At 36.2% G+C, this 12,922-nt stretch carries 11 protein-coding genes; 2 read left to right on the top strand and 9 right to left on the bottom strand.

Annotated features, from left to right (window positions below):
* Positions 1-116 precede the first annotated feature (116 nt).
* On the top strand, positions 117-974 hold the full coding sequence (locus tag V7183_RS11800; RefSeq protein ID WP_335359631.1) for a hypothetical protein: 858 nt from the start codon (positions 117-119) through the stop codon (positions 972-974).
* 37 nt (positions 975-1,011) lie between these two features.
* On the opposite strand, the gene hemY is transcribed toward V7183_RS11800, so the two are convergent.
* The 4 genes from hemY to V7183_RS11780 all read right to left on the bottom strand — a co-directional run bounded on the left by hemY (position 1,012) and on the right by V7183_RS11780 (position 6,753).
* Positions 1,012-2,433, bottom strand: coding sequence for a protoporphyrinogen oxidase (gene hemY, locus V7183_RS11795; protein ID WP_335359630.1), 1,422 nt, complete (start codon positions 2,431-2,433; stop codon positions 1,012-1,014).
* A 24-nt stretch (positions 2,434-2,457) separates the two neighbouring features.
* Entirely contained in the window at positions 2,458-3,393 is a 936-nt protein-coding gene (gene hemH / locus V7183_RS11790; RefSeq protein WP_335359629.1) for a ferrochelatase, read from the bottom strand.
* A gap of 14 nt (positions 3,394-3,407) precedes the next feature.
* On the bottom strand, positions 3,408-4,454 hold the full coding sequence (hemE, locus tag V7183_RS11785; protein ID WP_335359628.1) for a uroporphyrinogen decarboxylase: 1,047 nt from the start codon (positions 4,452-4,454) through the stop codon (positions 3,408-3,410).
* Between the two features lie 181 nt (positions 4,455-4,635).
* Positions 4,636-6,753 (bottom strand): transglycosylase domain-containing protein, encoded by a 2,118-nt coding sequence (locus V7183_RS11780; RefSeq protein WP_335359627.1) that lies wholly within the window; start codon positions 6,751-6,753, stop codon positions 4,636-4,638.
* 129 nt (positions 6,754-6,882) lie between these two features.
* Between V7183_RS11780 and V7183_RS11775 the strand changes: the two genes are divergently transcribed.
* Positions 6,883-7,356 (top strand): antibiotic biosynthesis monooxygenase family protein, encoded by a 474-nt coding sequence (locus tag V7183_RS11775; RefSeq protein ID WP_097899663.1) that lies wholly within the window; start codon positions 6,883-6,885, stop codon positions 7,354-7,356.
* Between the two features lie 14 nt (positions 7,357-7,370).
* On the opposite strand, the gene V7183_RS11770 is transcribed toward V7183_RS11775, so the two are convergent.
* From V7183_RS11770 to V7183_RS11750, 5 genes are all read right to left on the bottom strand, one after another.
* Positions 7,371-8,822 (bottom strand): PH domain-containing protein, encoded by a 1,452-nt coding sequence (locus tag V7183_RS11770; RefSeq protein WP_335359626.1) that lies wholly within the window; start codon positions 8,820-8,822, stop codon positions 7,371-7,373.
* Positions 8,815-9,291, bottom strand: a complete 477-nt coding sequence (locus V7183_RS11765; RefSeq protein WP_097899665.1) for a PH domain-containing protein — start codon at positions 9,289-9,291, stop codon at positions 8,815-8,817. Before V7183_RS11765 ends, V7183_RS11770 begins: the two co-directional genes overlap by 8 nt.
* A gap of 375 nt (positions 9,292-9,666) precedes the next feature.
* The gene (locus V7183_RS11760) at positions 9,667-9,840 is read right to left on the bottom strand and encodes a hypothetical protein (protein ID WP_335359625.1); all 174 of its coding nucleotides are present in this window, start codon (positions 9,838-9,840) and stop codon (positions 9,667-9,669) included.
* 131 nt (positions 9,841-9,971) lie between these two features.
* Entirely contained in the window at positions 9,972-10,352 is a 381-nt protein-coding gene (locus V7183_RS11755) for a hypothetical protein (RefSeq protein WP_335359624.1), read from the bottom strand.
* Between the two features lie 277 nt (positions 10,353-10,629).
* Positions 10,630-12,843, bottom strand: coding sequence for an N-acetylmuramoyl-L-alanine amidase family protein (locus V7183_RS11750; protein WP_335359623.1), 2,214 nt, complete (start codon positions 12,841-12,843; stop codon positions 10,630-10,632).
* Positions 12,844-12,922: the final 79 nt, after the last annotated feature.

Below are 12,922 nucleotides of genomic sequence, written 5' to 3'. Positions count from 1 at the left end.
AATTGATGTATATATACTTTTTTCAATTATTAAATGAAAAAACAAGAAAATATTTACAATTAATAGTAATATAGAACATAGATACATTCATTAAAGTAGTGGGGGCTATTCCAATCATGATGCGTGCACTAAGTTTAAATATAAAGCAAGCTTTTTTAAATCGTGTTTCCGTAGGTTTCTTATGTAGTATGTTCGTTCTTATTTTCATTTATCACTATTACTACGTCTTACAATATGTAGGTGTCATACCAAACGAACTTTTAACAACATCGTATAAATGGATTGGCTTTCGTGATGATGAAATGGATGTTTATTTATTATTAATGCCTATTATCGCTTCTATACCATTTAGTACAAGTTATAACGCTGATAAATCAGATGGCTTTAAACTATTTATAAGCAAAGAGATTCCTATGTTCTCTTATCTATGTACAAAATATATTGTTACTTTTTTTTGCGGCGGACTTCTTTATATCTTTCCGTTCCTACTGTCCTTATTACTTTGTAAACTGACAATCCCAGATGGCATTCCATCATTAACCTCGGGTATTATAAACACCAATGGTATGTTTGCATCATTGTATTATGATTCTCCCATTGATTATATATCTATATATATTATTATTAACTTTATATTTGCTGGTTTAATGGCCGTTTTAGGTTTAGCTGCCTCTATATGGTCACAAAAAGATTACATGGCCATTTTATTTCCGTTTACTGTTAGTTCGCTTCCCTATGTGGTTTTAAATATGATATTTCCTACAGTTGGCGGAGCACCTATTCATTTATATGACCCGAAACAACCACTGCAAGGAATGTCACCTTACATTCTAACTGTGCAATGTACGTTATTTGGGATCATTAGTCTATTTATGTATATAAAGGGCGTACAAAAAGATAAAAAAATATATATGCGTAGACTTCAAAAAAGAATGAGATGCAAAGAAGCTATTGGAAAATCAATTGATCTATAACATAAAAAGCATCCTTATGCGTTAAGGATGCTTTTTATTATTGCGTAACGAATTCTGTTTCCGTTATTCTTTCCAAATGAGCTAATACATGCTTTACAACTGCCTCACCTTGGTCAATACAATCAGGAAGACCAGTACCTGCATAAGAACAGCCTGCTAGATAAATACCTGGTAATTCTTGCTCCATAAATGCGGTTAATTTTTTCATTCGCTCTTTATGCCCCACTGTATATTGCGGCATTGCATCTTTCCAGCGGCTTACAACAGTAAAGTCTGGATCAGCTGTAATATCCATTGTTTTTTGTAAATCTTCTAATATAAATTGAACAATTTCTTCATCCGTTTGTTCTACGACTGCTTCATCACCAGGACGTCCAACATAGCAACGAAGCAATACTTTTCCTTCTGGTGTTGTATGCGGCCACTTCTTATGTGTCCACGTACACGCAGTGATTGTAAAGTCACTATTTCGAGATACAACAAAGCCCGTACCATTAATATCACGCTTGATTGCTTCTTTCGGAAAAGCTAACGCTACATTCGCAACTGATGTGGATGGAATATTACGTAAGAAACGAAACTGCTTATACTGAGCAAACATAGATGGTAATACTTTATGTGACGCCGCAACTACGATAGCGTCTGCTTCAATCTCTTTTCCATTACTAAGAGTAATCGCATAGCCATCGCCAAGTTTTGCAACTTTTTCAATGCGCGTTCCCTTCATAACACTGCTACTATCAAGCTTCTCCTCGATTGCTTCAACCAAGGATTCCAGCCCTTGTTTTAATGTTAAAAAGATTCCTTTTGGCTTTACATCCTTTTTCTGCTTCGGTGCTAACGTACGCATACCAAGTGAAATACTACGATATTTCTGCTCAACTTGATAAAATTGCGGGAATGTCGCCATTAAACTCATTTGATCAACATCCCCTGCATAAATACCAGATAGCAACGGTTCAATTAAGTTTTCAACCACTTCATTTCCTAAACGACGACGGAAAAATTGACCAAGCGATTGATCAGAAACTGGCCTTGAACGCGGTAATACAAAATCAAAACCAGCTCTTAATTTACCAATCGGAGAGAACAATCCTGAAAATAGAAACGGGGTAATTTGCGTTGGAATTCCCATCATTGATCCATTCGGCATCTTATGTAATCGGTTGTTCACCAGAACAAATGACTTACCAGTTGCATTATTTACAAGTTGATCTCCAATCCCTAAGTCTCTGATTAATCTAGCTGCACTTTCTTTTCTTTCTAAGAAAGAATCTGGACCACGCTCAATTGTAAATCCATCTTTTCGAACGGTTTGAATTTTCCCTCCAAGTTTGCCCGATGCTTCTATTAACAATGTATCAATCGGCAATCCTTTTTCGCGAATTTCTTTTTGTAAGTAATACGCTGTTGTTAAGCCTGTAATTCCACCACCGATGATAACAACTTTCTTCTTCAAAACGTTCCCTCCTTCCCCAAGGTATTACAAAATTTCTGCTTGTTTCTTTAAAACGACATCTGCTAAACAAGAAATAAACGCTTCTGATGCATTTGGCATTTCTGGGCGATAATATTTTGCTCCGATTTCTTCTGTAACAACTTTACATTCAACATCATTGTCGTATAACACTTCTAAATGTTCAGCAACAAATCCAGCTGGTGCATATACAAACGAATTGTAACCATACTTTTCATGTAACTCTCTCGTTAAGTCTTGTACATCCGGTCCAATCCATGGATCTGGTGTATTTCCCGCACTTTGCCAACCAACCGCATAATTTCGAACTTCTGCACCGCGTGCAATATAATCCGCTGTCTCATGTAACTGTTCTGGATATGGATCACCAAGCGTAATAATCTTCTCTGGCAAACTATGTGCAGACACAATTAAAACTGTTTTTTCACGTTCCGCTTCTGTCATGTTATCGTATATTTTTTTCACTTCATCTACCCAATACTGAATAAATTTCGGTTCTTTGTACCAACTATCAATACCATGAATTGTTAAATTCCCGAGTTTCTCCGCTTCTTCTTGTGCTCGTCCGATATATGATTTCACACTAAAAGTAGAATAGTGAGGGGCAAGAACAAGGGCAATTGCCTCTTCAATTCCATCATTATGCATAGCTTGTATAGCATCCTCAATAAAAGGTTCAATATGCTTTAAACCGAGGTACATATGAAATTCCACGTGATCCTGCATTTCATTTAAACGCTTTTCTAATTTTTTTGCCTGTTCTAACGTAATAGTAGCTAAAGGAGAAATACCACCAATCGCACGATAACGTTCTGTTAGGTCCTCTAACATTTCAGGACTTGGCTTTCGTCCTCTACGAATATGCGTGTAATAACGTTCAATATCTTCTTCTTTATATGGAGTTCCGTATGCCATTACAAGCAAACCCATTTTCTTTTTCATACACCTGTTCTCCTTTACTTTGCTAACCATCCTTTAGAATACTCATGAATAAATGCCGTTAAGCGTTTTAATGTATCTGGATTTACCTCTGGGAATACACCATGACCTAAATTAAATACATAACCAGGTTGCTTCATTCCTTGCTCTAAAATACCTTTCACATGTTCTTCAATAACAGGCCAAGGTGCAAGTAATAGAGACGGGTCCATATTTCCTTGTACAGCTTTATGAATGCCGCGTGCACGCGCTTCTTCAATTGGCAGGCGCCAATCTAACCCTACTACATCAAGAGGTAGATCATTCCACTCATTCGCTAAATGTCCTGCACCAACACCGTGCATAATCATCGGAACGCCCATTTCACGAACTTCTGCAAAAATACGCTCCATTGCTGGTTTAATAAACACACGATAGTCTGCTACATTTACTGTTCCAACCCAAGAATCAAAGATTTGAACTGCTTTTGCTCCTGCGTTAATTTGCGCTTTTACATATGTAACGACCATATCCGCTAGCTTATCCATTAAAGCAAACCAAGCTTTTGGCTCCGCATACATAAATGCCTTCGTTTTGTGATAGTTACGAGAAGGTCCCCCTTCAATCATATAACTCGCTAATGTAAATGGCGCTCCCGAAAAACCAATTAATGGCACATCTAACATTTCTGATGTTAATAAACGAATTGTATCTAATATATATGGTACATCCTCTTCTGGATGAATTTCTCCAAGCTTTTCCACATCTTGTAAAGAACGAATTGGATTATCAATAACTGGTCCAATTCCAGATTTAATTTCCACATCAACACCAATCGCTGGAAGCGGTGACATAATATCTTTATAAAGAATCGCCGCATCTACATTGTATTGATCAACTGGAAGCTTTGTAACATAAGCACATAGCTCTGGGTTATGTGTGATTTCAAATAAAGAATACTTTTCTTTTATTTTTCTATATTCAGGCTGCGAACGACCGGCTTGTCGCATATACCATGCTGGCACATATTCTGTTCGTTCCCCTTTACATGCTTTTAAAAATGTCTCATTTATAGTTCTTCCCAAGACCCTTGCTCCCTTCCTTACTCACACTTCTAACGAATCCTATCCTATATTTATCTTTTTTTACTATACAGGTTGTAAAAACAAAATGCATAGCATTATGTACGTTGTTCATGAAATTGACACAAACGTTCGTAAAACCGCTTACTATTTTCACAACATTCATATTATATCATAAGCAAAACTACGGTTTAGCTACTTTTGTCTTTTCTCCTTCTTGGTTTGTTTGCGGGTTATATGGAACAATATAAAAACTTGGTTTAGCGAATATATTCGTAAATTTGTCTTCATATTCGCCAATTCCTGTTACTGTTCCAACATGAGTATGGACTCCTTTCTCAATCTTATAAATTCGATATATAACTCTTTTATCTGACAGCGGTGTCCAACTTAATTTCGTGGTAAATAAACCAAAAGGACTAAAAGATAATTTCGCCTCTATATTTTCAATTTTACTTAAGCGGATTGGCTTACCAATTGTTTCAACACCTTTTGGCTGCTTAAACTTCATATTATCTTGTATATTTGCCTTCGTTAAAATCTTTTTAAATAGCACTGTTGCGGATAGCTTTCCATCTTGTAATTGATGTTCTTTGTCCGTACGATCATATCCAATCCAGACAGCACCTACTAAACTCGGAGTGTATCCAACAAACCAAACATCTCTGGCACCTCCACTTTGATTTGAAATTGACGTCGTACCTGTCTTCCCAGCTAATGCTCCGCTATATATACCTGCTTTGGCTGTCCCTTCTTCTACAACACCTTCTAACATTTTTGTCATATACCACGCTGTTTGCTTTGAAAAAATTTTCGTTTCACCTTTAGGTGATTCTCCAATTACTGCTCCGTGCCGATCCAATACCTTTTCAATAACATGCGGCTCAATAATCTTTCCATTTGCTAAAAAAGCACGATACATCTTAACAAGTTCAAATGGAGAAACCCCTTCTTTTAATCCGCCAAGTGCCATACTTAAGCCAGAATCTGCAATGTGAATATTCCCCTTCTCTAAATATTGCTTCCCTTCCTCCGCCCCGAGTTCATGCAATAAGGACACAGCTGGTACGTTTGCTGATTCTAAGAGTGCATCATACATCGTTACTTCTTTTGTATACCTATGATTATAATTTCGGGGTTCATATCCATCGAAGGCGGTTTGCTCATTTGTTAATAAGGAATACGGATTATATTTTTTTGTCTCTAGCGCTGGTGCGTATACAATAAGCGGCTTTAAGACAGAACCTGGCTGCCTTTTCGCAAATACCCTATTGAATCCTCTTGGAACATACTCTCTTCCACCAATTGCGGCTTTAATTCCTCCCGTCGCATTATCCATCAATAAAAACGCACCTTGTACTCCGTTGTCTTTACCTGGGAAATTCCGGGCATCTTGAAATTGGTCATAGGCTACTTTTTGAATTTTCTCATCCATCGATACAACAAATGTATAGCCCCCGCGGAGAACTTCTTGATGTGACAAACCATATACACGCGCCGCCTCATCTACCACCATATCTACATATGGCATATAAGCAAGTTCCCGCTCATCTAAATTTTTATAAAGAGCAATTGTTTTCCCTTGATAGCGAACGCTTTCCTCCGCTGATACATACCCTTGTTTATGCATAAGAGACAGCACTAAATCACGACGTTCCTTGCTCTTTTCTGGATGCAGAAATGGAGAATACCCATTTGGCGCTTTCGGAAGCCCCGCAAGCATCGCTCCTTCTTCAACTGTCAATTGTTCTACATTTTTATTAAAATACAATTTTGCCGCTGCCTGAATTCCATAGGCGCCATGACCGAAATAAATATGGTTCATATACATTTCAAGAAGCTGCGCTTTCGTGTATTTTTGTTCTAATTGGAGGGCTATCGCTACTTCTTTTAATTTACGTGTAAATGTTTTTTCATGAGTTAAAAAAACATTTTTGACTAGTTGCTGCGTAATTGTACTACCGCCCTCAGCCTTCTCTCTCGCTAAAATGTCTTTATACAATGCGCGAAATACAGAAGGATAGTCAATTCCATAATGCTCATAAAACCTAGCGTCTTCTACAGCTATAAATGCTTGCTGCACATACTTTGGAATCTGCTCAATCGGTACAAGCTCCCTATTTTCTACATATAACTTTGTAATTTCTTTTCCTTGCTGATCAACGATACGTGATGAAGAGTGGAAAACCAGCTGCTTTTCATCCATCATATAACTGCCAGCTAACACAATGAGTTTATAGAGTACAATCGCAACTACAAGCACTGCCACGCCGCTTATTACAGTCCACTTTATTTTCCTCATGCATCGCCCTTCTTTCCAAATGATGGTATATTTATTATTTGAAAAAGAATCAGCTTTATGTACATAATCTTCGAAGTTTTTTACAAGAGCTGATATAATGAAATCAAATTGATAAAGGAGGCATTACAAATGAAAGCAATTATTTCATACGAAACACCTCTCGAACAACCACATTTCACTGCAAAAAATGATAAAAAAAATATGTTTTATAAAGAAAATACCGAGGAAACTGTAGCTGGCTCACTTGGGTATGACGTGCTAGATGCAGTTGGAGAATTTAAAGGCCAACCTGGATTCATTGTTTGTAACAATATTTCTGTTACAGAAGAAGGTCGTCCCGTTTTTGAAAATCGTTTTAAAAACCGTGCAGGGCTTATTGAAAACGAGCCTGGCTTCCAAGCGATCCGTGTTCTACGCCCATTAAGTGACGATACATATGTCATTATGACAATGTGGGAAACAGAACAAAACTTCAAAGATTGGACAGAATCACAATCATTTGAACATGCACATAAAAAACGCCCTGCACAAACGAATGCAGAGCCGCAAAAAAGCATTTTTTCAAGACCATCTTTTGTAACGACATTTGATGTACAGGCATAAAAAAGATCACCCTTTTACGAAAGGGTGATCTTTTTATTTTTTTGCTTAAACCAATCATGCATCGCTTCTGCATCATGCATCGTCGTATGTTTCAACTCGTAATGATGCCCATGCTCTGATGAAGCAATAATAAATATATATGTGCATAACTTGTCTTTACGCTGGAAGAACGTTTGCGTCTTCGATAATGATTGTATATGCCTTCTACGAATTAAACCTGTCCGCTTTCCAATGCCTCTAGATACAATTGTCAGCTGTTTACCATGTAATGCATAGCCACCAGCTGTAAACGATATGTAACCTAACCATGTCAAGAAAACAAATAGCGGAAGTAATACTAGCAGTGCAATATATTTCTCAAAATATATTGCTGCTCCTGCGATTGGGATTGTTAAAATAATAAAGAAGATCCAACTTCTAAGTAAGTAACGCCTTAATGCCGCCTTGGGTAACCCGATAAGACTTGTTTCCATTTTATAAGGAAGTTCTAACTGCTCTAGTAAGCCCGTTACATGTGCTTTTTTCATAAGAGGATGTATCGTTACACTTTTCTCCCCTTTTTCAGCATTTTGAATGACTTCTACATGAATAGAACAATAACCTAACCATTCACGTAACAACGTTTCTTTTATTGTAATCCCTTGAATACGATGTGTTTTTAGCACAACTTCTTTTCTCTCAAAAAGCCCTTGTGAAATCCGTATTTCATTATTTTTTCGGTATATAGTAAAATTAGCATGCTTCATTGCATAGCGAATCGTTGATAAGACCCACGATAAAACAAGTAATACTGCAGCAACGTATATCCAAGTGGAAACAGCAAAATCAAAATCCTTCACATATTTTTCCGCTTTTTCTATCATCCATTGTGGAGCATAGTCATGTGCTTTTGAAGCAATAAACAATAGTACAGAGAACACAATTCCAAATTCACCAGAAGTAATAGAAGCAAAGATAATTTCTTTCCACGTTAATTTGTATTCGGATGATTTCGGTTCTTCTTGTGAAATAGAATCTGTTATCTCTTCCTGATTTTCTCTTTTTACAGCGGTTTCCTCATTCAATAGAGAAATAAGTGCTTTTGCCTCTTCAAGAGTCACACCAGCTAAACTTACTTCTGGTTCCTTCCCCCCGCCTGCTGTTTCAATTTTTAGTCTCGTTAATCCTAATAATTGATATAGAACATTCGAACTTGTATTTATCGTTTGTACACGCTCTTTATTTAAGTAACTCTCTTTTTTCACAAACATTCCTTGTTTTATATGCAGTATATTGTCTTTTACCCAATATACTTTGTAATACCAATGGATAATGGCAAATAAAATGATTACAACAAAAACCGCAATCGGGATCATATACCAAAAAGAAAACTTCCCTTTTAAACTAATTAAAGGAATAATCCCTGGTAATAGATGAGAGAGTTTTAATTCTAGTAAAATTGTGATCGGATGTTGCCTCTTATACATCCTCATCACTCACCTTCGCGAGTTCTCCAATTTGGCGCTTTAATCGCTCAGCTTCCCTCATTGGTAAGCCTGGAATACTATGAGAAGTAGCCGCAGTAGAGATTTTTAATTCTGCTAATCCGTGTTTTCTCATAATTGGACCTTGCTCAATTGTTACGTGCTGTACACGTATCATTGGAACTAATACACGTTTTACCATAAACATACCATGTTGAATCTCAATCTCTTCTTCATTTAGTTGATAACTGTGATAACGTTGACGTAATTTAGGGAATATAAAATAATCAAACGGTATATATACGATTGCCCCGATGAAAAGTACGCAAAAAAGCCACTCCCACCAATTAAACTTAATCATGCATACAAAATACGCAATAACAACAAGGAGCTCAATTCCTGTCTCAATCAAAGCATGAATTTTCCAAACTTTGACCATATCGGGATGAATTTCATTTTCCAATGGCTGCATTTTATCACTCCAAATCTAAAAATCTAATATATGAATTCTCTCATTCTACCATCTTACAGAAAATTACATGTAAATAGAAGTATTTTTACTAAGATTCTTTGTAATTACTCAGCCATCCATTTCATTTAGAAGTTTGATAAGGAGTATGATTCCAATGAAAATACACCCCTTATTACCTATAGAAAGTTATTTTCATTTTTTAGCATATGGATTGCTGCCATGAAGATAAAAATGGACCTACACCTTGCTACCTTTCTTTGTTTTAAAACTTTGCACGTGGCAGGAAAAGGCCCTGACCGCTCCTATACATAGCCAGTCCCTCTCGATCATTTAAAAAATGTTTTTCTTTCGTTTTTTCATAGAGTGACTGAGTAGTTACGATTCTTTCTTTTCATCATCTTTCTTCTCTGGAATGAAATAACCGAACCAAATAAGACCAATGCACGCTGTCCATCCCTTCTCACCATGAAATGCATCCATTACGTCCGGAAACTTATACACTCCAATTAGCCCAAGAAAACCAAGCCACCAATCTTTGCGAAATTTCATCTTCCCCCTCCTTCCTACCAATTACTTAATCCTATCTATATGCTATCTATGCATCCGGTCTTTAAAGAATATTTGGTCATAAAAAAACAGCACCTTTAATTGTTAGTACGTCTTACAATTAAAGGTGCTATTTATCTATATTTTTCATTCATTTTCCAGAAATCCTGCAATAAATATACAATTGTTATGAGAGCCATTAGACCATTCATTATAAGAACTATTACAATCGATAATTTCATAGTGGGTAATAACATAATACATAGTGAAACAATAGATGCAATAAAAGGAACAACCGCTCTTGTTCTTGTTATGTAAAATTCCTCACTTTGTTTAAGTTGGGGCATTATTCTACCGATAATTAATAGGAAAGGAGTGGTAGCCAAGATGGCTAACCATCCCAAAGCATTTTCAACAAACCAAGGTAAAAATGGCAGGGATGAAGAAAATATAAATAGATTCAAAACTAAAAGAAATAATTGTATGAGAGATAATCTTATATGTAGTTGTTTCATTTTGTTACACCTCCGATACCATGCAAATTTAATTATGCCTTATTTTTTAATGGTGATCACTTTTGTACAGTAGAGAATTCTCAAGGCTTCATAGCATGATTTCAATTGAGTAAAAATATCTATGTTTTATTCAGTCTCAAAGAATCAAATTGGCAAGCAATAATAGGAAGTATACCCGAAAAAACTAAAACGGATCATAACATGGAAAATAAACTCAGTCCATGTCATGACCCATTTTTATACGTATAGGCTAACTTTTCAAACTATCATTATGTTATTACATTTTATGTCCCCATTGGTCAAAGTGATAATCTTTACCGTCAATTTTAAACCAACCGTCTGAATAAAGTGAACCATCTTCTCTAGCACAATACCAAAGGTATCCGTATGCAAGAGGCCAAGGTCTATATCCACCACCAACTTGGAACCATCCTGTTTTAGCTGCCCCATTTTCATCGAAGTAATAATATTTATTATCGATCGTTTGCCAGCCCGTTTGTGCTACGCCGTTATTGTCAAAATGGTATAGCTTACCATCGATTTTTTCAAATCCTGCGCGATTAACTGATCCATCTTCATGAAAATAATATTTTTTTCCGTCAATGTTTTCATAAGCATTGAACGTGTAATTGCGACCATTTGTGAAATAGTATCTTTTACCGTCTATCATTTTCCAACCGGTATAGAAAATTCCATCTTCTAAACTATAATATTCCAGTAGTTGTTCACTTTTGTTGAGCCCTGTTTTATAAAGCGAACCGTCATGCTTAAATGATAATATTTTGTTGTCCAACTCAACATTAACAACGCTGTCTATAACTTTTCCATTTAGATCAGAAACTCTCTCAAGCACACCTTTGTCGGAAAAGTGAAGGATAACCCCTCGATCTTCTATACGTACTTCCTTTTTATTTACATTGTAATTTTGGAAGTAATAAATTTTACCATCTACTTCTTTTAGACCTTCTTTAACGAATGCTCCAGAAGCATCGGCATAGGAATCTCCCTCCCAGGTTGATCGTTGTAAAACACCATCATCATTAAAGTAGTAGTATTTATTCTCAATCTGTGAATCACTTCCATTTCCAGCAACCATGTAGCCATAAGGCGCTGAGAAATAATAAGTCTTCCCCTTAATTTCTTGCCAGCCTGTCAAAATGACTCCTTCAGCATCTGTAAAGGAATACCCATCACCTCGGTTTATCCAACTGTTCTTTATCACGTTTCCAGAGGAATCTTTTGCAATCCATTTCGTAGAATCTTTTTCATCAGCTACAGCCTGTACTTCATCATACTTCTGTCTCTCATTTTCTTTACCCGGATACCACTCTATTAACCAATTGTTAATTTCATTGTTGCTTTTATCATCGAAACGAATTTCAGATTTGAAACTCCAATCCGTAGCGAATCCAGAAATATACTGATTACCAGCTAAACTTACTCCATTCTTGTTATTCAAACGGAACTGAAATTTACCATCGTTAGAATTTCCTATCTGAACAAGTTCAAACACTTCATCATCGCTAAGCGAATCGGAATATTGAAGTTCGTTTCCTTCTTTTCCTGAAAGGTATTTTGAACCTGTTTTTACGATTACTTTATTCGTTCCTTTTTTATAAGGGATAATTTGATAAGGTTTACCGTCATTTAGTGTAATGAATGGCAGTGCCATAGATGTCTCTAGGACGTTAGTACGCTCCGCCAATACATCAGATAATCGATCATAAAAATCTGCACGAGCTTTAGGATCATTATTAACATAGCTGTCAAGGACATCTTTAGATACTGGCTTTGAAGTCAATGTTACCAATCGTTTTTGCTCATCTGATAATTTATTTGCTATATAATCAAATAGGGTATCCTGACTATAAGTAATCACGCTCCAGTCTTGAAACGAATCGCCTGAATATTTTTTATAAAGTGGATTAAGTATTCTTGGGTTTTTACCAGACGCTTTTTCTACAAATGCAGTGTGATCTTGATTCATTACAACTCCGGTCTTTCCTTCGTTTAATTGTGCTTGTGTAATGTAAAGAAGATCGTGTTCTGAGATATTTGCTGCATTAGGATTTAAATCTATAATTGCTCCTGCGTCAGTAATTTTAAGCTGCTGCCCAGATTTTAGTTGATGATTTTCAATTCTTCCATTTGGATAGCGCACTTTAACGGACTTAGTAAAATTCATATCACCTTGTGTATGATACATGGAAATATTAAATTCCCCAGATTTAAAATTAGGAGCCTGATAAGCTAGATTTTCTGCATATACATCAATGGTAGTGCTTGGTGCTATATCCCCTGGTTCTAGTCCAAGTGTTTGATAAGTGTTTGCTACAGCACCTAATACAGTAATACCTATATCTACTACTGCACCTATCCCTGCACTAGCCTTATTTTCTGCAATAGGGGCCATAGAAAAAAGAATACCTAATGCTGCTGTTACAGGAATTACCTTCTTTCCAATTCCAGTTGTTTTTAAATTTTTTTTCATAACGTCATTCCTTACTTTTTATTTGTTTTTTTATCTACTTATTAATCCGAATTTCATGTTCGGAATTCCATCTTAATTT

The organism is Bacillus sp. JJ1127 (assembly GCF_036965845.1).
Taxonomy (GTDB): domain Bacteria; phylum Bacillota; class Bacilli; order Bacillales; family Bacillaceae_G; genus Bacillus_A.
This window is presented reverse-complemented; position numbering and strand designations above follow the sequence as displayed.

Bases quoted from the DNA above. Each gene is read 5' to 3' on its own strand.
- V7183_RS11755 (WP_335359624.1), bottom strand. From the start codon at position 10,352: ATGAAACAACTACATATAAGATTATCTCTCATACAATTATTTCTTTTA.
- hemH (WP_335359629.1), bottom strand. From the start codon at position 3,393: ATGAAAAAGAAAATGGGTTTGCTTGTAATGGCATACGGAACTCCATAT.
- V7183_RS11750 (WP_335359623.1), bottom strand. From the start codon at position 12,843: ATGAAAAAAAATTTAAAAACAACTGGAATTGGAAAGAAGGTAATTCCT.
- V7183_RS11800 (WP_335359631.1), top strand. From the start codon at position 117: ATGATGCGTGCACTAAGTTTAAATATAAAGCAAGCTTTTTTAAATCGT.
- V7183_RS11780 (WP_335359627.1), bottom strand. From the start codon at position 6,753: ATGAGGAAAATAAAGTGGACTGTAATAAGCGGCGTGGCAGTGCTTGTA.
- V7183_RS11775 (WP_097899663.1), top strand. From the start codon at position 6,883: ATGAAAGCAATTATTTCATACGAAACACCTCTCGAACAACCACATTTC.
- V7183_RS11770 (WP_335359626.1), bottom strand. From the start codon at position 8,822: ATGTATAAGAGGCAACATCCGATCACAATTTTACTAGAATTAAAACTC.
- V7183_RS11760 (WP_335359625.1), bottom strand. From the start codon at position 9,840: ATGAAATTTCGCAAAGATTGGTGGCTTGGTTTTCTTGGGCTAATTGGA.
- V7183_RS11765 (WP_097899665.1), bottom strand. From the start codon at position 9,291: ATGCAGCCATTGGAAAATGAAATTCATCCCGATATGGTCAAAGTTTGG.